Origin of the sequence: Planctomicrobium stercoris (genome assembly GCF_051465655.1) — a bacterium.
Taxonomy (GTDB): Bacteria; Planctomycetota; Planctomycetia; order Planctomycetales; family Planctomycetaceae; genus Planctomicrobium.
In genome coordinates this window covers 4,365,611-4,385,571 of the sequence record NZ_CP195791.1, presented here as the reverse complement: position 1 = coordinate 4,385,571, position 19,961 = coordinate 4,365,611, and the positions used below count along the sequence as shown (strand labels likewise).

Below are 19,961 nucleotides of genomic sequence, written 5' to 3'. Positions count from 1 at the left end.
TGATATCGTTCAACGATGCAGGATTCGAAAAGGCGAGCCGGAGGGTGTCAGCCTCCGGATTCGTGACGAATCCTGTATGCGCCAGCCTCACGGCGCTGCTTCGTCCAGGCTCTGCTGCAGCTTCTTCTTGATCTTTCCTTCCTGCTGCTGGACAAGAGCCTCGACCGCTTTGGTCGATCCGTCCCCCAGAACTTTGACAAGATCTCCCTGAAAGACCCCCAGCTTCCGCATGTCGAGGTCTTTCAGTTTCAACTCCACCTGCATGACTTTCGGACGCAGTTCCAGACGGGGGAGCGGACTGTTCAGACCGAAGCCAATTTTGGGTGACGTGTTCAGAATGAGTTTCAACTGCAGCGTCGCATCCGATTCAGCCGTCCCGTTGACCCCCTTCACTCCGTACGTCCACCAGACGAACGTCGCTTCGCAGCGGGCCCGCAGGTTGATGAGAATCGAAAACGGAATATTGCCCTCCGCGTCGGTGTCGAGCTGCGCGACCTGAACGTCAAAGGTCTTTTCAGGCTGAATGAGATTCACCTTGTAGCGACGCCAGATTCCATGCGGAACTTCACGTTCCCGCTTGGAGATTCGCAGACCCTGATACCGGAAGCCGTCGAAGCGTTCCACGGTCCCACGCCAGTCACGGTCATCCACGTACTCCGATCGCATGCTTTCCAGCAGCAAGGTTCGAAGAATCTCACTGAAGTTCGACGGAGCAGCAACGGCGTTCGCAGTCGGAGAACTGACCGGCACAGCGACGGTGCGGTATTCCTGTGCGAACACGCAAGCGGTGACGCAGAAGACGCTGGCGAGTGTCAACGCCGCAGTTCGAAATCGCTGAGCACTCCCCTCCATGGGGTTCCCTTTCGTTCAACGTCCTTCTCAGGAAAGCTCGGACAAATTCCGTCTGCAATGCGTCCGACCTGAAGCAGACTGCTCATTCGTATAACTGCTGAGCGTCCTTTTCGATAGACCAAATGCAATCCGCCGCGTGAGGGCACGCGGCGGACGAAATTCAGATTGTGATCTCAATGCTACTTGGCGTCCCACCACCAGCGGCCGATCGGAAGTTCCGGAGCACGAGCGGACTGGGCAACCGTTCCCACCTGCGGAGATTCCTGATTGAGTGACGGGTCTTTGGCGATTGAAGCCAGATCTGCCCGGACACCACCGGCGACCTGCAAGACGACGTCCTTCCCGTTGTAGACGTGATGGTTCACGACGGAATCGGTCTGTTTAGGAGTTGCATAAGCCAGCGGCTGATATTCCCCATTGGCAGCAAACGCTCCGCGATCCCAGTTGGCTCGCTGGTCGAGCTGATTCTGCTGCACGACCGCAGCCACTAGCGCCAGGTCAAAAATTCCCTGCAGATCGGCGAAGACCGGATCTTTGGCAGCCAGTTCCTGATAGTGCTTGGTAAAGTTGGCTGCGAACTTCTGGTTCACCGGCTCTGCTTTGCCGGTTGCGACCCGCTCACCATTGGCGGTGAGGAACTGATTCTCCGACAGGCATTTCACACCCGACCCGCGAATTTCAAACGCGGTCAGATCCGGGGAGTGCTGGACCGATTCGTACTGCATTGTCATCCACCAGCGGAGTGCATCCAGGCTGCCGGAAGCCAGAGCAGGATCTTTCGCGAGCAGTTCGAAGTAATCCGGGATCTGCGATCCTCCTTCGAGTTTGCCGATGCCGATCAACTTCATGCGGTAGTCCGCTTCGACCATCACGCGGGCAATGCGGCTGTTGCCAGGAACTCCGAACACGGTGATGTCCTGAGCACCGAGGATGTTCCCGATTTTGTTCGACCAGCTGCGAACACCAGCGGGGCTCAGCGGCCCTTTCGACTGGGATTCACTGACGTATTCCATGACCTTCTTCAGGTTTTCCTGCTGCGGGTCGATCGAGCAGCCGAAGACTGCCTGACCTGCGGGGCTGAAGGTTCGCAGCACCGTCACCAGATCTTCCAGCTGCAGGCTCGGGCGACCGGAAGACTGAGACACCGGCATTCCGCGTCCGTCATAGCTCCATCCGGCAGCGGGACCTCCAATGACGATTTCACCCTGTTCGGGATAAACGAAGATGTACTGAACCTGCGAAAGACCCGCGAGGTACTTCATCGATTCGACGACCGGCTTCCCTTCGTCCAGCCGGCGGGCGACTTCTTTTTCCAGTCGAGTCAGAGAGACCAGCCGCAACGTGGAAGGGCTGGCCATGTCTTCGTTGAGGGCCGCGACACGAGCCTGCTGCTCGACATTGGTCAGGCGGCCAGTACGGTCTTCACGCAGTTCGCGGGTGAGAATGCCATTGGGGTCGACTTTGATCCCGCTGGTGAATGGGGTCATCGTGCCCCCTTCGCCGTCGACGTCGAACCACGGGCCTTCAACTTCGTTCTGAATCAGATAAATCAACTCGGTAAAGTCGGCTCCCCCGCTGGTCATCTGCTTGCGGGCAATCTGTCCGGCAGCACTGACACGAGCCTGATCGTTGCTCAGCTGCTGAAGGACTGCCTTGGTTTCGGCCGATTCACCGGCACCGATCTGCGAGAAGATCACGCGTTCCATGAGCTGGTCACGTGTGATGCCGGTAGCGGTTCCCGCCAGATCAGCGGCAGCCCCGAATTCACCGGAGTTCAACAGCCCTTCAACGTCCTTTGCGACGTCAGCCACGACCGCTTCGGCAGCCAGAACTGTCACGGCATTCGAGCTGGAAAAGAGAGCTGCGCCACCCAGCAGACCCAGCCACAAAGATTTCCGTGAACGTTGCTTTGAACGAGCCGAGTGGCGGGTGGGGACTTTCAGGACCATGTCAGATGCTCCACGATGACTGCGAATCACTTGCGTCGTGCATTCGTCCCGGATGCGCGCAGAAAGGTCCGGGAATACACGGTCTTTAGAATCGTCTTCCGGCAGTCCAGCGTCAAGAACATTCAGAGAAAAGACTTGGGGAACGGCGAGTGCGTTGCCAGCGGGCGAAAGAATGAGAACAGCCGATACAAAGCTTTCGCCGATCATAACTGTTCTAAGGGACAGCAGAGTTTTAACGATTGAATGGCGACCCATCGCAGGGAGCCGACCTCCTCCCGATGAGACGAAAAGTCAGGCAAAAATCGGTGGTCTCCATTGCGTGCTCACCCCGGGTTCAAAGCGGAATGAGCACGCTGGAATCAGCGCTGCTGTCTACTTCGAAAGAACCTGCTGAACGACGGGCGAAAGGGCGGCTGTCGTCACCGCGTGTCCATCGTCGTTGGGGTGAACTCCGTCCAGCAATAGGGTGTCGACCTTCACCTGATGCTCACGGGCATGGTTCAGGTAAGCGGCGTGGATGTCGACCAAGGGGACATCCAGCTCCTGTGCGACCCCTTTCACGGCGTCGTTGTACTTCGTCAGCCACAGCGACTCGAAGCCGTCTTCCGCTTTGGGATCGTAGGGAGGCTTTCCGTAGAGCTCCAGAAACTTCGGGCTCCAGCGAACCGGGTTGGCGGTCATGAGGATAACATCGGCCCCGCTCTTACGGGAAAGCTGGACCATCTCCCGGAGATTGGATTTGAACTTCTCGAGGTCGACGCGGGGGGCGGTTGCAGGAGGGTTCTGCCAGACGTCAACACACGCATCGTTGATGCCGAATTGCACGACGACCAGACGGGGCTTCATTGAAGGAAGCTGGTCCTTGAGTCGTTTCAGCCCTTCATTCGTGTTACTGCCGGGAACTCCGCTGTTCAGGATCATCCCGGAAAAGCCAGTCGCCCGAACGGCGTTGGAAGACTGGGCCGACGCCACTTCCGAAGCGGAAACCAGCAGTTTCGGGTGACTCTTCTTCAACTCAGCTGCGATCCGCTCTGCGGTCACTTCTTTCACCGCTCCGGGACGCCGAGCGGTGGTGGAGTCTCCCAGAAACACGATTGTTTCCGGCAGTGCGAACTCTCCTTTGGCGATTTCGTCTGAGGAAATCTTCAGGCGGATGTCTCCTTGCATCGTCGTGATCCAGAGTTCGCCCGGCTTGCGCTCGTAGAGATAGGGGTACGAAGCCCGGTTGATGTAGGGGGGATCGCCCGCTTCCGGATAGCGCGAGGCAATGACAGTACGATCATGCCACGTTTTTCCATCGTCGCTGGAGAAGGCGATCGACAATTCATACCGGCTATGGCCATCTTCGGGATTGCTGCGGATCGGGTGATTCCACAGCAGGAACGCCCGGCCGTCTGACAACCGTCCCAACTGGCCGCAGCAGGTCACGGAACGAACGCCGGACTTCTGAAGGTTTTCCCAGGTTTTTCCCTGATCGGACGAGGTTGCTTCAAAGAAATAGCCGGACTCAGTCCGCAGGAGCATGTAAATCGAACCGTCTTGACGTTCGAGAATCGTCGCCTCGCAGGACCCGGCGTGGTCGTGTCGGCCAACTCCATAATCAAGGATGTTGCTCGCCTGCCAGGTCTTCCCATCGTCGTCTGAATAGAAGGTGATGGTGGCGTGACGCCATTCCGGAATGATTGTCTGCCCGACCAGCACAATCCGGCCGGACTTCAGTTGAATCAGGGAGTGAATGCAGCCGCACCAGGGACGATGCAGCAATTGGGGTTCTTCCCATGTTTTGCCATCGTCCAGGCTGCGGGCGACATAGGTGGGGAGAATCCACTGGTCGTAATCGGCCTGCGGTCCTCCCCAGCGTCCTCCCGGAGCTGTGCTCCGTTCCTTCATGTTCATCCAGGCGGAGATGATGACGCCGTCACGAGTGCGAAGCAGTGCTCTCTCCCCGGAGACTCCGTACTTCGATGCATCTTTGAAGAGCGGCACGGAGCTCCACGTTTTTCCTTCATCGAGACTGTGGTGGGCTGCCTGCCCGCTGATGCAGAGGACGCCGCCATCTGCAGTGGTCACAAACGGACCCTGCTGGTCGGTGGGGAGTTTTACTCCGCGGGGGTGCAGTTGCACCGGGCCGGCAGAAACGGTGAAAGCGGTCAGCAGCAGGGCAAACGCAGTTGCAAGAGCTGTCGGGACGAACGGGGGGAACTTCAGGCTGGAACGCATCTGGCGGGGGGCTCCTTGAGGGGGGAAAAGGTGGTGCAGCGCACTCTGATGCTAGAATGAGTACAAAGAATACTAAATTTTGTGTACATAAACAAGAGAGGCGGATCGGCGATCACTGTTCTTTTCTGGGACTCACAACATCTGCCGCAACGCAGCGGTTCGATCGGGGGAGTCAAAAGCTACCCGCTGAAATCAAAGCGGGAGAGAGGCGAGGGCTGCTTTCAGTTCTGGCTGGCGGAATTGAAATCCCTGCTGCACAGGGACTTCCGGAACGACTCGCGTGCTGGCGAGAATCAGGTCGTTGGCCATTTCTCCCAGTGCAATGCGAGCTATGAAGCCGGGCATGGGAAGGACCGTCGGTCGGTGAAGCCGCTCACCAAGTGTTGTCGTGAATTCGCGATTGGTGACCGGATTGGGCGTGGCGCCATTGATCGGGCCTCTGAGGTTTTCGTTCTCAATCGCGAACTGGAAGAGCCGGACGATGTCCTCAAGGGTGATCCAGCTCCAGTACTGCTCGCCGCTGCCGATGACTCCCCCGACTCCCATTTTGAATGGAAGCAGCATCGGCTTGATCGCTCCCCCTTTTTCGCTCAGCACCATACTGGTGCGGACATGCACGACCCGCGTCTGCTCGCGAACCGGGTCCGCTGCCGACTCCCAGGCCTTGCAGACGTCAGCCAGAAATCCGACACCCGGCGGGCTCGATTCCGTCAGAACGGACTCGCCGCGATCTCCGTAATAACCGATGGCCGAAGCGACAATGAAGGCTTTGGGCATGATCGGCAGTCGGGTCATCGCATCCGAGAGGATCGCTGTGGAATCGACACGGCTGTGATAGATCCGGTCCTTCTTGTGCTGTGTCCATCGCCCGCTGGCGATACTTTCGCCAGCCAGATGCACCAGCACGTCGCAACCTTCGAGGACAGTCGCGCTGAGTCGCCTTCCCCCTGTTTCCCAGGACCGTTCCCGTTCATTGGCCGGCACCCCGCGGACTAACCGAGTCACCTGATGGCCACTCGCTTCCAGCGTTGAAACCAGTTCCCGGCCAATCAGTCCAGTGGAACCTGTGACAAAAATGTGCATGTCGGACCCGCGGTGAAAGTGAACTCGTCCTCACAGTTTGAGAGCGTTCGTCAGTTCAACCGACGAACGCCCGAGAAGTTCACTTCTTTATAGCTGACCCTGACCTCCTGCCTAGCGGTCCGCTGAAAATCTCAACCTTTGACGGTCTCGAAATCGTTTCAAAGCGTTTCCAGATAAGCGGCCAGGAGCGCCGGATACGATTCCAGGTCGGTCTTGTGGGCCATCTCATTGACGGTATGGATGTATTTGATCGGGCAGGCGAAGACGACCGTCCGTACCCCGCTGCGGGAACGCTGAATCATTGCGCCGTCCTGTCCGCCGCGCGTGAGGACTCCGCGCTGGCACTTGATCCCTTTTCGGGCAGCGAGTTCTTCAACCTCTTCCAGCAGCTTCATGTCCGGGATGGTGGAACCGTCCATGACCTTCAGACAGACTCCTTCGCCCGGCAGGGTGACTCGCTGTTCTTCCGGCACGCCGGGTGTTTTACAGCACAGAGTGGTGTCGCAGGAGATGCCGATATCCGGCTCAACAGCGAAAGCGGCAGGTCCCGCACCGCGCAGGCCGACTTCTTCCTGCACTGTCCAGACAGCATGAATTTCGCACGCGTGATTCTTCAGTTTTTCGATGGCACGGATCACCGCCCAGCAGCCGACCCGGTTATCCAGGCACTGCGACGTAACCGAGTTTCCGAGCTCGGCGAACGGTCCGTCGATGACGACCATATCTCCGAGCCGGACTTTCTCTTTGACTTCATTTCCGGGCAGGCCGAGATCGACATAGAAGTCGGTGATTTCGGGAATCTTCCGTTTCTCGTCTTCACTGGCGATGTGCACGGGACGACCGGCCGCGTTCAGAATTCCTGTCAGGTCTCCGGAGCGGGTACAGACCGTGACCCTGCGCGAGAACAGGTTGCGATTGTCGAATCCACCCACCGGAGTGATGCGCAGGTAGCCGTCTTCGCTGATGAAACTGACCAGGAATCCGATCTGATCCATGTGAGCAGCGAGCATGACTTTCAGCGGTTTCTCGGCAGCTTTTCCCTTCTTCGGGCGGGCGCGACGAACCGCGTGCAGCGAGCCCATGGCATCGACATGGATGTCGTCGAACAGTTTGGCGTTCGTAATGTATTTCTGAATGACTTCGCGAACGCGGTCTTCGCGGCCGGGAACGGAAGGGGTCTGTGTCAACTGAGCGAGAAGTTGCATAGGTCTGGAGAAGGTTGGAGATCAGGGATCGTCAAGGCGATCAGCGTATGTCGTTCTGCGTTTGGTGTGAACACCACTTGCTGGAATTTCACGCTGCGTCGGCTCCCTCGGCAGCGATAAGCCCCGCGACCGCCGAATTTCCCCTGGCAGGGCCCTCATTGGAGTCCCGGGCCTGGCAGAAAGCTCGGTTCGAACGCCATTTTGCTGCCGATTCTTTGCCCGGGACTTCGCACGGAACTTGCTTGTGACTTCTGCCGGAATCGGCTCAACTATTCTGTATGAACTTCTCAAATTTCGAACAGGAACGGCGTTTTCGTGAGCTGTGGGAGTCCGTGGTGATCGCACGCCCGGTTCCCTATACGCTCTTCACGTTTGGCTCTTCGGATCTGCACTATTATCTGGTCGTGGAAGCGGCCAGACCGACTGACCCAGTGCAGATCAGTCGCGGGACGGTGAAGGTGACCCGTCCGCTGATCATGACCCCTTATAACGCGGCCCCGGAGTTTCAGAACTTCTTCGAAGAAGGGGAAATGGGGGGGATGATCGATTTTCTGATCTCCCGCACAGCTGCGTTTTCAAATCTCCGTCTGGAAAATGAATCCCAGGAAATCGACTGGGTCAGTGACAGTGTGGAGGAAGCAGTCAGCCGCTTGAATCGGCAGCTCGACGCAGAGGATGAGGATCGGGTGGCGATCCTGACGGCACCGCATAAGCTGGGGGGGCTGGCGGTTTTGAAATACACCACCGAACGGATGGTGGAGAGTGCTCCCGGGAATATCCAGGAACTGCGGGAGCACGGGTTTCTGCCTGAATAGCGAATCGGAAAACAGAAAATTCCTTCGCAAAGTTTGATTGAAAGTGCGATTTCAAACGTTGGGATGTGCAGATGAACCGGACCGTTGAACTGGCATCTTGCCCGGAAGGCGGAACTGTTCCATCTGAACGCTGGCTGCTGATTTCTGAGGAAAATTTCCGTGTCCTATCCCTCGAACTGGTTAAGTCAGCTGCTGGCGCCGATCCTGCGTCCGACAGCTCGCTTCATCGTGGGACTGATTGCGATTCCCCTGCTGCGGTTCATGCGTGCCAAGCTGCGGCCGAACCAGGAATGGGATGAAGAGTTCGAGAAGGATCTGGAGCAGTGGACACGCGCCTCGCTGGTGCTGTTTCTGGCGACGAAGAATGTGGAAGAACAGATCGCCTTCTGGTTCTCGCAGAAGCAGATTGAAATCGATCTGAACTCCAACTGGTATTTCGCAGCGGGCCGGATCCTGCTGGCGATCGGCGTGATTGAATCGATGCCGGACCAGCAACTGTTCTCTGTCATCCATCCGGGGCCGAAGGCTCTGCGGTGGATTCCCAACGTCGGTCTGATCGAGAATATCCACCGTCAGGCGTGGCCGCTCCTGCGGGGCCTGATCTGCATGCACCTGAACCGTTCCTCTCCGGTCTTCGCCATTCTCGCGGTGATCTTCCCGGGAACGTCCGGCTGGATTTTCTTCTTTCTGGCGATCACGCAGTACCTGATCATCGGGCTGGTCACCTCCCGGGATAAGGCAGTGGATGCACTGTCGCAGTTTGACGAGGAGGTGGCCCAGCGACGGGCCGCTCTCGTCCGTGAATTCAAAATCAAAGGAGACGCGAAAGAGGCATCCCCTTCCTCATCCCCTATCGCACCAGAATCCGCACAGGCCCCGGTGGTCGTCCCGGATTCAGTCCCGAAACCTCAGCCTGCATCGACTCCCGATTGAGAGCCTCAGCCAGCGGGAAGATGTGTTTCCATTTGTTCGAATTTCTGCCAATCTTTCCCCTGTCAGGCCGAAAGAAGTGGCTGACACCCCTGTTCATGTTGATTTCAGATCGCCCCAGAGTCGTCCGCAATTTGATCCGGGCCCGGAAATGAAGTTCATGCGCTACCGTGCTCTCTTTCTCTTCTGGCTCTCCTTCGCTGGTGTGACGTTGTCGGCTCAGTTCTCGCGCTCCGAGGACTGGCCCCAGTGGCGTGGCCCGCATCGGAACGGTCAGGTGCCAAGTGCCGTTCCCTATACCGCTTCGACCACTCTGGAAGAGCTCTGGCAGGCGGATGTTCAGACCGGTTTTTCCTCAATCGCGATCAGTCAGGGACGGGTTCTGACGGTCGGGAATGCAGACAATCAGGACACCGTCTGGTGCCTGAGTCTCGAAGACGGCAGCGTGTTGTGGAAGCAGACCTACCCTGCCCCGCTGGACCCGAATCTCTTTGAAGGAGGCCCCACAGCGACTCCGACAGTCGAGGGCGGGAACGTGTACGTCATCAGCCGCCTGGGTGAGGTTCATTGCTTCGATCTTGCCACGGGCGAGATTCGCTGGCATGTTCAGGTGCCTGAAGATCTGCGGAAAAACGTGCCGACCTGGGGATACTCCGGGTCTGCGCTGGTCGTGGGGGAACGACTCTATTTCAACGCCGGCAGCCACGGCCTTTGTCTGAACGCAGCCACGGGAGAAGTGATCTGGGCTTCGGATTCCGAAGAAGTTTCGGGATACACGTCCCCACTGTTAATGACCACCGCCACCGGCCCGGTCCTGCTGATCGAATCTGAAAAGACGCTGAATGCTGTGAATCCGGAGACTGGCGAAGTCGTCTGGCGGCAGCCGTGGATCACCCGCTACGGCATCAACGCTGCAGACCCGCTGGTGCTGGATGAGCATCGCATTGTGGTCACATCCGGGTACGGCAAAGGGGCGTCGCTGATCGACATTCAGGACAATACCCCCAATGAAGTCTGGCGCAGCCGGGACCTGAAAACCCAGATGAGCCCCGGGGTGCTGATTGACGGCTTTGTCTACGCCAACGACGGAGACGCCGACCGGGACTGCAAGCTGGTCTGTCTGGATGCGAATACAGGCAAGCTGCGCTGGTTGGAGCGTGGTTTTGGATCCGCCTCGCTGATTGCTGTCGGAAAGCAGCTGCTGGTCCTGTCGGAATCCGGAGAGCTGAATATTGTCGAAGCCAACCCGGACAAGCTGGAAATCGTCGCGAAACTGCCGCTGCTCACGGGGAAATGCTGGACTCCACCGGCGTTCACGGATTCGAAGATCGTCGCCCGGAACGCGACCGGCAAGCTGACGTGCGTCCGCCTCAACCCGTAGCCCTTGTCTCAGGGGAGTCTGGCGGCGATTCAGGGAGATTTGTCGTTCGAAAGCTGTGTTGATCGCCGCCGGAACGTCACACTGTCGTGAGATTCGCTCCTGCAGATTGCCTGCTTTGACATCTGCGACCCCATTTGCCCCTGAACGGGACGGTGATTCGGCAGATTTTGCAATTCCGTTCTTGGGGACTGTGCTGCAAGGTGAGTTCGCCTCGACGCACCTACTTCCATTCAATAGAAATTCGCCGATCTCCCGAGAGTCTCGACGATCGGGATGACTGGTGAATTCCCATCCTCAGCTGCTTCCCTAAACCACCTCCCTTGGCAGCTTCCAGAAATCCCGCCAGTTTGCGAAGGACGACAGGATGTTGCCCGTTTCGTTTCCCTGCGTTCCCGCCAAGGAATCGCAAAGGTCGCCCATGAATGGATTCATGAAATTCACAGCCTGCTGCATGATGTTCAGCGCCGGCTGCCAGGCGACCGATCGGCTCACGAACTGGTCTCATAAGGACGAAATTGCCAACGCAGCTGCTTCGGAACAGCTCGCTTCCCGCATTGAAAAGTCGTCCCCGGGATTGAACGCTCAGGTTGCCCAGAACCAGCCGACCAAAAGCGTTGAGGAACATATTCGCCTGGGGCAGGTCGAAGTCTCCGAATGGTATCGCGACAAGGCGACGCTCCGGCTGATGACGGCCCGTTCGCATTTCGAATCCGCGTTATCCATGGCTCCGCAGAGTTCCAGTGCCCACCACGGGCTGGCCATCATCGCCGACCTGGAAAAGAACTACTCGGAAGCAGAACGACATTACCAACAGGCACTGATTCAGAATCCGACCAACTCAGACATTCTCGGCGACATGGGATATTCCTATCTGCTGCAGAACCGTCTGTCGGAAAGCGAGCAATATTCGTTGCGGGCGGTGCAGGCGAATCCCAATAATACCAATGCCCTGAAGCATCTGGGGGACGCGTACGCGCGGCAGGGAAAGACTCAGCTGGCGACCGAGACCTATGCCAAGGTCTACTCGCCAGACGGCGTGCAGGCGGCGTTGGCGGAGAATTCGCCCAGCACACAGAAGCCGCCACTGGAGCCGCTTGTCAAGACGAATCCCACCCTGTTTGACCGCATCGTCCCCGGCAAGTCCAAGGGAGAACGACTGGCGGCCGACATTCAACAGCGACATCAGGCCTACGAAGAGCAGGCGAAGCGACAGGCGAATGCGAATTCGCGAGGAAACCTGCCCCCGAATCATGCTCAAAGACGGCTGGCTCAGGAAGCGATGTTACGGCAGCAGATGCAGGACATCGACAACGAAGCCATTGCGAATCACCAGGGGGGCCCGCTCCTGCTCGATGAGCAGACCGGACAGATGACTCGCTTGCCGGGTGCTGAAAATCAACAGAGCTGGCGCCAGGAAACGGCAGTCGCCAACAGCTTTTCTTCGATGGAGCTGTATCCTTCTCCCGGGATGAATCAGCGGACGGATCGGCCGCAGAACTATCAGCCTCAGGCCAACGGCGTTTCGCAAAACGGTCCGTATTTCGACGAGATGCCACAGGATCGGGGCATGCAGATGGCAGGGGGGCAATACCCTCCTCAGCAGCAGGCATACTCCCCCCAGTACGGTGATCCACAGCAGCAGTCCGCAGGCCCCGCTGCCTATGGAAATCCGTCTCCATACGGCAATCAGCCGCAATATCCTCAGGTTGAACAGGCTCCGCGTCAGCAGTTCCCCCAGCGGGTACCTAATTCGATTCAGGAACCCTGGAACGGAATTCAGCAGACAGCGGCACAAGCCGTCGACTCACATCCCGCCGACGCGGACAGCCGCCTCGTCAATCACGCTTATCAGCAGGTCCCTGCCGGCCAGCCGCCGGAAATTGTTCTGGCCAATGGGCAGACAAATCCGAATCCCACAATGCAGGGATTCCAAGGGAATCCGGGCAATCAATACGGAACCCAGCCGAACGGGTTTGGGGCGATGCCTCCGCAGGGGCCATCCGGCCAGTTCGGAATGCCAGCGAACAACCCATCCACATTCCAAAGCGGTTCAATTCCCGGTCATCTGCAGCCAGGCGTGCCCCAGCAGGGTCCGCCGCAGATGGCGCAGGGCGGAAACTATCAGGAAGCCAGCCGCGCAGCGGCCCGCATGGGAATGGGAGTCGGGCCGGGAGGGATGTTCCCGGTCGTGCAGCAGAATCAGGCAACCCAGACACCGGTGATGAACCCGCCGGGGTCGATGACGTACAATACTCCCGGGCCGATGCGGTGGATGCCGGACGGCGGTCCCGCTCAGAATCTGAACAACGCCTTCCAACCGTACCCGAATCCGGTGCCGTCCCCGCCGACCACTCAAGGCCAGACTCCTCCGCAGATCACCCCCACCTATTCCGTGGATCAGTTCGGGACCGCGTCTCGTTACGACACTCGTACTCTTGAAAACAGCAACATCCCATCCGACCTGAATCAGTCCCTGCAGGACTATGAGACCCAGCGGTGGGTGGCAGGCCGTGAAGCGAACATGGCTGTCCAGCAGATCTGGAATCAGGGTCCGATCAATACACCGCTTTCGCCTTCCGCCGGATCGCAGTACACCAATCCATCCCAGCAGGGGATGATGTACACCCCCAATGCTCCGACTGCCAACGGTCGGGGACACGTTCCGGAACAGTGGCCGAACGCTCCTGTCACCGGTCCAGGAGACGTCCGACAGGCGGGCGACCAACCCCGCATCATGTACCAGGGACCGAATTCGGCGAGCATGAACGGCTCCAACGGCGACCTGAACTCCGTGCAGTCTGACTTCAATCGATACGACAATAGGCAGTACAGCGCGGGCACTCAGATGCCCGGCCAAAACGGGCTGTCTCGCCCGAATCCGAATCCGCAGCGACCGCAAGGAGATGTGGTCGTCCCCGCGGAGTATCGACCTTCCGCACGCAGGCAGCCGGAACCTCAGAACGGGAACACCGCAGCGGGTGATCAATCCAGCTGGCCGACGATCATTCCCGCTTCCCGCTAGCCCCTGCCTCAGGGGAGTGTGGCGAGTGCAACGCGCGGTCGAAATTTCCGCACTCGGAGAGTGTGATCTACGTTGTCGCGGCTTGAAAGCCCGAGTTCGACTCCTGTCTCCTTCCAACGGGAGCAAGCGGTCACTCCGTTGACCTGCTGGAATTTTCCCGATACTCTTTGAAGTTCACAAACTCCGGAACGGATTCGGAATTTTTTCATAACAGATTGGTTGCCAAAGACATGGGTCGCATCGAAAGATCACGCGAAATCGCTCGTTCCCGCACGCGCAAGGTCAAAATCAAGAAGCTGAAAGCGAAGTTCGCTGCTGCGAAGACCGACGCCGACAAGAATCTGGTGCGAGAGAAGATGGCCCGGGTCAGCCCGCTGGTCGTTCTCGAGTAGTCAGCGTTATTTGCGTCGCGGACGAGGTTGGTTGCTGTCCGCGTCAATGGACTTGAACCCGGTTGAAACGGCCTTGGGATCAGGAGGGTGCTGCCATGCTGCCCCGACTTTGTGTTGCGCTCCTCGTGATCGGGTGTGCCATGCCATTGATTGCAGCTGAACCCGCGGGACCCGTTTACGAACTTCGCATCTACACCTGCGAACCCGGAAAACTCGGGGCGCTGGAAGAGCGTTTTCGTGAACACACCATGCGCCTCTTCGAGAAGCATGGCATCAAGAATCTGGCGTACTGGAAGCCCGCCGAAGGGCCGACCGCCGAGACGACTCTCATCTATCTGCTGGAATATCCCAGTCGAGATGCCGCCAAGGCCTCCTGGGAGGCCTTTCGCGCCGATCCGGAGTGGAAGCAGGTCGCTGCCGACAGCGAAGCGAAGTACGGCAAGATTCTGGCAAAGCCACCCGAGTCGATCTATCTCAACCTGACCGACTATTCACCAGCTGTCGGCCTGCCCCATCCCGGGAAAATCTACGAGCTGAGAACCTACACAGCTCCTCCAGGAAAGCTGAACGCTCTCCATAAGCGGTTCCGGGAGCATACGGACAAGCTGTTTCAGAAGCATGGATTGCGGGCATACGGATACTGGACACCCGCCGATGCTCCCCGGTCGGCAGACACGCTGATTTACGTGCTGGAATCCCCCAACCGCGAGACCGCTGATCACAGCTGGGACGCGTTCCGGGCCGACCTGGAATGGAAGGCTGCCTTCGCCGCCTCGGAGAAGGATGGGGCCCTGACCGCATCGCGTCCGACGTCCGTCTACATGAACCTTGTTGACTACTCGCCGACAGCCGCGGAATAACACCCAGCGCCCCGAGGACCGTCGGATGTCCGACTGGATTCAGAATCTCCCCGTCCAAAATGGATCTCCCATGATCGGGAAGGTCCGCCTGATCCGGGAGCTGGGAAGCGGCGGAATGGGCGTGGTCTACGCCGGATGGCATTCCGTACTGGACATTCCCGTCGCTGTGAAGTTGCTGAAGTCATCCATTGCCGGCGGCGCTGACGCGAGTTCCCGGTTCCTGCAGGAAGCCCGCATCTGCGCAGCAATCGACGAACCAGGACTGGTGCGGGTCTTTGACTTCGATCAGATCCCTGCGGGCGCCTATCTCATCATGGAGTATGTGGCGGGCCGCAATCTGGATGAAATCGTCGCCAGTGCCGGACCGATGAACGAATCGGAAGTCCTCAGCCTGCTGCGGGACCTCGCGATCACGTTGATCTCCCTGCATAAAATCGATGTCGTCCATCGCGACATCAAGCCTTCCAACCTGCTGCTGCGGGGCGAAGACGGCCGCATGAAGTTGACGGATCTGGGGATTGCGAAAGTCAGTTCTCCGCAGGGCCCAGCATCCCCCGTCGGCGTAATGGGGACTCCTTCGTTCATGAGCCCTGAGCAGTTCCGCGACCCGATGAGCGTGGGCCCGGCGTCCGACTTCTTCTCGCTGGGGGGAACCGCTTTTCATCTTCTCACCGGCGAACGTCCATTTGATGGTGAGACTCTTTCCACCACGATGCGGAATATCTGCGAACGCCCTTTGCCAGTCGAACGGCTGCAGCAGCACGGTGTCAGCGAGTCGACAATTCGGCTGCTGGTCGACCTGACCTCGAAACAGGTGGGCGATCGTATCTCGTCCGGTCGGCAACTGCTCAGCCGGCTCCCCGCGACCTCCAATCCGTTTCGGGCCACCACCCTGGCGGCAGCCCGCCCGGAACGACGACTCAAACGTGACGATCCGACGACACTTCTTGAGGGAACATCCTCCCGGCCCACCGGTCGCGTGACACACTCCAGTCTCATCGACGCCACGACCATGTCAGGCAATATCTCGCGGTCGCTGCTGATCTGCGAATGCCTGCAGAATGATTTCATCGCCCCCATTCCTGCCGGCCAGGTTCCGCCGAACAAACTGCATATCGGACGGGAGGAGTCACTGCGGATTGTTGGTCCCGACCCGGGGCAGGGACCGCTGGTGAAAGCCCTTTCTGCCTGTGCGGCAGCCGAGCATGTTCGCGTTGTGCATATTCGGGACTGGCACGACCCGGACGATCCGCGTCAGCAACCGGAATTGGAATTCTTCGGCCCGCATTGCATCATGGGAACTCCGGGAGCGAAGTTCGTCGATGCTGTGGAAGCTTTCAGTCGAGACCGAGGGCGATCCGCCATTGTGGACGCGACCGGGATCAATGATTTTGAAGACACTCCGCTCGCTGAGACTCTTAGCGCGCTGGTGGAAGAGACTGACCGGAAGACGATGCCGGTGGGTGTGATCGGCGTCTGGACGAACGTCAAAATCCATTACCTGCTGTATGACCTCAAGACCCGGGCCGGGTTCCACAATCTGGCGACCTGTTCAAAACTCGTGGCCGCTCCTGACCGCGTCGAACATCGCAATGCACTGCGGCAGCTTGAGACAGTGCTGGGGGTCAAAGTGTTCCACGAGGTGGATGAGTTTCTCGCCTATCTTGGAGTCGGGAAAAACGTCGCACCGGCGGCAGATGCATCACAGGACCTCTCCGCCACGTTGATCGGCGGGACGATCGACTTCGAATAACGTCTGCTGTCGGATCTCTGCTGGACGGTCAGAACCCGAAGAACAGGTCGACGTGACTTCCGTGACCGTGTCGATGTCGAGGCCCCCGGTAAGGATGGTGGTGATATCCCCATCCCCACATGACCGGCGGAGCGGGCTCCACAATCACGGTCGGTTGAGGCTGTAGAACCACGACGCCCGGTTGCGGTGCCGGAGCAACGACGCTAGGGGCTGGAGTTCCAACGGCCGGAGCAGTCTGTGCTGCCAGGATCACACGATCACTCACACCATTCGACTTCAGTGAGATGATCGATTCCGTATTGAGGTTGAACTGCCCGCCACGCGTATTGATCATGTTCACGATCACATCGTCGCCGACGCCGCTTTGCGAGAGACGGATCAGATCGAAGTTGTTCAGAGCCTGCTGTTGCTGCTGTTGTTGGGTGACGTACTGGGCCTGAAGTATCGCCCCGTCCCGCTGAGCAAGGGCCATGTCCCGCTCTTCACGGGCATCACCCGCGTCGCCGATCACGGTCCCGGCCATCGCTCCGGTGAGTGCTCCAATGAGGGCCCCGCCTGCAGCATGGCCACTTTCACCACCGATCGCAGCACCGGCCACAGTTCCCAGAGCGGTCCCCATGACCGCTCCCGACTGGGCGTGATTCATATTCGCGCAGCCTGTCAACGAAAGGACAGGTGCAGCCAGGCCGAGCGCGATACTCCATCGCACCGAGGGGCTAAATCCTTGCCAAAACATGAAAAAATCCATTTTCCCAGCACCCGGAACCGTTGCGGCACGGCTGCTGAACTCAATGACGCCCGTCACTTCGTCCGCAGGAATCTAGCGGAAACTCGATTTTCGGATCCAGACCGATTTCGAACGGGGAGGAACCCGATAGCTCAAAAGCGGTTAGGGGGACGGGGAGGTTCATTCTGACAGCCGTTCAGGCTACAATTGATCCGTCTCCCGCAATGCTTCCGCGAGCTCCAGTGCCTTCATAAGAACCGCCATCACAATCATGCTGCATTTCCCCCCGATGAAGCGATCTTCGAATCTGATCAGTACAAGTCTGCTGCTTTCCGCATTGCTGTTCCTCTTCGCCGGTCATGCCATCGCCGAGGAGCTGTCGCCCTCTGCCCGACAGATGCTGGAAGATGTCAAAATTCTGGCGTCGGATGAATTCGAAGGACGCGGAGTCGGGACAGAGGGGCTCAACAAGGCAGCTGCGTACATCGCCGAGCAGTTCGAGAAGGCTGGGTTGATTGTCACAGCGGATCAGGGGGATCCGTATCAGGAGTTTGAGATCAATGACGGAGCCCGGCTCGGTGAGCCGAACCTGCTCACGCTGCACGGGCCGGACGGCAAGACCATCGAGCTGAAATACGATCAGGACTTCCGGACCTGTGCCTTCGGCGGGTCCGGGAAATTCGATGCCCCGGTGGTTTTCGTGGGATATGGCATCGATGCTCCGGATGTCGAGTACAGCGACTTCGCCGGTGTCGACATCAAGGACAAGGTCGTCATCATCATGCGGAGGAATCCGCTGCAGAACGATCCTCACGGCCCCTTCGCCGTTGGTCATGGAATTTCCAGGCACGCCGCCCTGACGACCAAAGTCAGTCAGGCGTTTACACGCGGTGCTGTGGCGGTGCTGATCGTCAACGACCCCATGACCGGAACGACCAAGAAGCAGGAACTCAGCGAGCAGGTGGAGAAAGCCCGGCAGCAGGTGATCGAAGTTGCCCAGAAGATGACAGAGGTCGGTGCGAAGGCGGACGATTTTCTCAACGAACTACGTCACGCTCTGGATCATCTCAAGCAGGTGCAGTCGATTCACTCCGAGCATGTCGCCGATCCGCTGATGGCGTTCGGGTACGGCGGATCCCGGTCGGGGAAATCGATCCCCTGTTTTCAGATCACTCAGGAGGTCTGCAATCAGATGCTGCTGAGTGCGACGGGCAATAATCTGGCTGAAATCGAAACGCAGATTGACGAATCCAATCGGCCGATGAGCCGTCCGCTGGCAGGATGGACAGCCTCGGGCGAAGCAACGGTCAACATCGTCAAAGTCCCGGTCAAGAATGTGATTGGAGTGCTGGAAGGGGAAGGACCGCTCAGCCAGGAAACGATCGTGGTCGGCGCGCACTTCGACCATCTCGGACGCGGAGCGGAAGGGTCGCTCGCTTCCGGAAACGATGTGAAGGAGATTCATAACGGAGCTGACGACAACGCTTCCGGAACCGCCGGCTTGCTGGAACTGGCCCGTCGACTGGCAAAACGGGATCGGCCTCTTCCCCGACGCATTGTGTTCATCGCATTTACCGGGGAAGAGCGGGGCCTGCTGGGGTCGGTGAACTATGTCGACTCTCCGTTGTTTCCGCTGGAGCAGACCGTTGCGATGTTCAACATGGACATGATCGGTCGCATGGAAGAAAACAAACTCGTCGTCTTCGGGACGGGGACGTCGGGTCGATGGGATCCGCTTGTCGACTCGCTGGCCACAGCAGGCGGACTGGATGTTTCCAAGAAGCCGGAGGGGTTCGGCCCCAGTGACCATTCCAGTTTCTACGGGAAGGACATTCCGGTCCTGCATCTCTTCACCGGCACACACAGCGACTACCACCGTCCCAGCGACGACTGGGAGAAAATCAACGCTGCCGACATGGAGCGGGTCATCGGGTTTCTAGAGACGATCGTTCTGGAGACCGCTGTGGCGGACACTCGCCCGGATTTCATCAAAGTCAAAGGGACCGCCACTCTGGAGCGGACCGGCAGCCGCCCGTACTTCGGGAGTATTCCGGATTTCGGCAAAGAAGCGGACGGCTATGCCATTCAAGGGGTCTCGCCCGACAGTCCGGCTGATAAAGCTGGCCTGAAGGGGGGAGATGTGATCATCCGGATTGGCGAAAATCGGGTCGGGGGGCTGGATGACTTCGACCTCGCCCTGCGAAACTACAAGCCCGGGGAGCAGGTGAAGGTGGTCGTGCTGCGGGCCGGGCAGGAAGTGACCCTGAACGTCACGCTGTCGACTCCGCGGGGGTAAAAGTTGTCGCACTCGGAGAGTGCGACATACATTGGGGATTTCGCTCGATCACTGTACGCCGCACTCTCCGAGTGCGGCAAACCTGCAGCGCTGTCGCACCTCGATGTGCTTGTTCTGGTAGCTGCCGTCCTTATTCAGGGCGTTTCCCGCAAGCGAAAATTCAAAGTGAGTCGGCCCGGGAATCACCTGACTTTCGAGGATCAATGAGGTATCGCCGGTAACGTTTTCCAGAGTGGCGGACGCGGTTTTGAGTGGAACGCTATGGGTTCTCGCACTCGGAGAGTGCGAGGGACAATGTACGCCGCACTCTCCGAGTGCGGCTGAATGGCCGTTTCGAGTTCTTCATTTGACCGGGAATCTTTTCCAAAATCCCCTGTCTGGCGCAGCTTCGTCAGGCCTACAATCCAGAGTCTGCGAATTCCACTTTGCGTGCGAACCTCTCGCAGCTTGGAGGGGCGACTCTGGTTCGTGTTCGA

General features: G+C 58.6%; 14 protein-coding genes. 8 read left to right on the top strand and 6 right to left on the bottom strand.

Translation table 11 applies throughout. The annotated features are described in order from the left end of the window. Positions 1-87: 87 nt before the first annotated feature. The 5 genes from SH661x_RS17615 to SH661x_RS17595 form a co-directional block, all read right to left on the bottom strand. Positions 88-852 (bottom strand): hypothetical protein, encoded by a 765-nt coding sequence (locus SH661x_RS17615; RefSeq protein ID WP_437224187.1) that lies wholly within the window; start codon positions 850-852, stop codon positions 88-90. Between the two features lie 179 nt (positions 853-1,031). Beyond that, on the bottom strand, positions 1,032-2,801 hold the full coding sequence (locus tag SH661x_RS17610; RefSeq protein ID WP_437224184.1) for a DUF1598 domain-containing protein: 1,770 nt from the start codon (positions 2,799-2,801) through the stop codon (positions 1,032-1,034). Between the two features lie 372 nt (positions 2,802-3,173). Further along, a complete protein-coding gene (locus SH661x_RS17605; protein WP_437224182.1) occupies positions 3,174-5,021 on the bottom strand; it encodes an exo-alpha-sialidase in 1,848 nt (615 codons plus the stop codon). A gap of 192 nt (positions 5,022-5,213) precedes the next feature. Then, complete coding sequence (locus SH661x_RS17600; protein ID WP_437224180.1) at positions 5,214-6,104, bottom strand: TIGR01777 family oxidoreductase; 891 nt, start codon at positions 6,102-6,104, stop codon at positions 5,214-5,216. A 158-nt stretch (positions 6,105-6,262) separates the two neighbouring features. Next, complete coding sequence (locus SH661x_RS17595) at positions 6,263-7,309, bottom strand: M42 family metallopeptidase (RefSeq protein ID WP_437224178.1); 1,047 nt, start codon at positions 7,307-7,309, stop codon at positions 6,263-6,265. 335 nt (positions 7,310-7,644) lie between these two features. Here SH661x_RS17595 and SH661x_RS17590 point away from each other — a divergent pair, with 335 nt between their 5' ends. From SH661x_RS17590 to SH661x_RS17560, 7 genes are all read left to right on the top strand, one after another. Continuing rightward, a complete protein-coding gene (locus SH661x_RS17590) occupies positions 7,645-8,124 on the top strand; it encodes a hypothetical protein (RefSeq protein WP_437224175.1) in 480 nt (159 codons plus the stop codon). 159 nt (positions 8,125-8,283) lie between these two features. Then, the gene (locus SH661x_RS17585) at positions 8,284-9,057 is read left to right on the top strand and encodes a DNA topoisomerase I (protein WP_437224173.1); all 774 of its coding nucleotides are present in this window, start codon (positions 8,284-8,286) and stop codon (positions 9,055-9,057) included. Positions 9,058-9,214: 157 nt separating this feature from the next. Next, positions 9,215-10,435 carry an outer membrane protein assembly factor BamB family protein gene (locus tag SH661x_RS17580; RefSeq protein ID WP_437224171.1) on the top strand — a complete coding sequence of 407 codons (1,221 nt, stop codon included), beginning with the start codon at positions 9,215-9,217 and terminating at the stop codon, positions 10,433-10,435. A gap of 430 nt (positions 10,436-10,865) precedes the next feature. Further along, positions 10,866-13,457 (top strand): tetratricopeptide repeat protein, encoded by a 2,592-nt coding sequence (locus tag SH661x_RS17575; RefSeq protein WP_437224168.1) that lies wholly within the window; start codon positions 10,866-10,868, stop codon positions 13,455-13,457. Between the two features lie 230 nt (positions 13,458-13,687). Beyond that, on the top strand, positions 13,688-13,849 hold the full coding sequence (locus SH661x_RS17570) for a DUF6800 family protein (RefSeq protein ID WP_437224166.1): 162 nt from the start codon (positions 13,688-13,690) through the stop codon (positions 13,847-13,849). 95 nt (positions 13,850-13,944) lie between these two features. After that, a complete protein-coding gene (locus SH661x_RS17565; RefSeq protein ID WP_437224164.1) occupies positions 13,945-14,709 on the top strand; it encodes an NIPSNAP family protein in 765 nt (254 codons plus the stop codon). Positions 14,710-14,734: 25 nt separating this feature from the next. Next, positions 14,735-16,462 carry a serine/threonine protein kinase gene (locus tag SH661x_RS17560; protein WP_437224162.1) on the top strand — a complete coding sequence of 576 codons (1,728 nt, stop codon included), beginning with the start codon at positions 14,735-14,737 and terminating at the stop codon, positions 16,460-16,462. 28 nt (positions 16,463-16,490) lie between these two features. Here the strand turns inward: SH661x_RS17560 and SH661x_RS17555 are convergent, their stop codons facing one another. Next, a complete protein-coding gene (locus SH661x_RS17555; protein ID WP_437224159.1) occupies positions 16,491-17,198 on the bottom strand; it encodes a glycine zipper family protein in 708 nt (235 codons plus the stop codon). 280 nt (positions 17,199-17,478) lie between these two features. Between SH661x_RS17555 and SH661x_RS17550 the strand changes: the two genes are divergently transcribed. Further along, positions 17,479-19,485: a M28 family peptidase gene (locus tag SH661x_RS17550; protein ID WP_437224156.1), complete on the top strand. Its 2,007-nt coding sequence runs from the start codon at positions 17,479-17,481 to the stop codon at positions 19,483-19,485. Positions 19,486-19,961: the final 476 nt, after the last annotated feature.

Excerpts from the sequence above, each read along its gene's own strand:
- SH661x_RS17615 (WP_437224187.1), bottom strand. The coding sequence starts at position 852 with ATGGAGGGGAGTGCTCAGCGATTTCGAACTGCGGCGTTGACACTCGCC.
- SH661x_RS17610 (WP_437224184.1), bottom strand. The coding sequence starts at position 2,801 with ATGGTCCTGAAAGTCCCCACCCGCCACTCGGCTCGTTCAAAGCAACGT.
- SH661x_RS17605 (WP_437224182.1), bottom strand. The coding sequence starts at position 5,021 with ATGCGTTCCAGCCTGAAGTTCCCCCCGTTCGTCCCGACAGCTCTTGCA.
- SH661x_RS17600 (WP_437224180.1), bottom strand. The coding sequence starts at position 6,104 with ATGCACATTTTTGTCACAGGTTCCACTGGACTGATTGGCCGGGAACTG.
- SH661x_RS17595 (WP_437224178.1), bottom strand. The coding sequence starts at position 7,309 with ATGCAACTTCTCGCTCAGTTGACACAGACCCCTTCCGTTCCCGGCCGC.
- SH661x_RS17580 (WP_437224171.1), top strand. The coding sequence starts at position 9,215 with ATGCGCTACCGTGCTCTCTTTCTCTTCTGGCTCTCCTTCGCTGGTGTG.
- SH661x_RS17575 (WP_437224168.1), top strand. The coding sequence starts at position 10,866 with ATGAAATTCACAGCCTGCTGCATGATGTTCAGCGCCGGCTGCCAGGCG.
- SH661x_RS17570 (WP_437224166.1), top strand. The coding sequence starts at position 13,688 with ATGGGTCGCATCGAAAGATCACGCGAAATCGCTCGTTCCCGCACGCGC.
- SH661x_RS17565 (WP_437224164.1), top strand. The coding sequence starts at position 13,945 with ATGCTGCCCCGACTTTGTGTTGCGCTCCTCGTGATCGGGTGTGCCATG.
- SH661x_RS17560 (WP_437224162.1), top strand. The coding sequence starts at position 14,735 with ATGTCCGACTGGATTCAGAATCTCCCCGTCCAAAATGGATCTCCCATG.
- SH661x_RS17555 (WP_437224159.1), bottom strand. The coding sequence starts at position 17,198 with ATGTTTTGGCAAGGATTTAGCCCCTCGGTGCGATGGAGTATCGCGCTC.
- SH661x_RS17550 (WP_437224156.1), top strand. The coding sequence starts at position 17,479 with ATGAAGCGATCTTCGAATCTGATCAGTACAAGTCTGCTGCTTTCCGCA.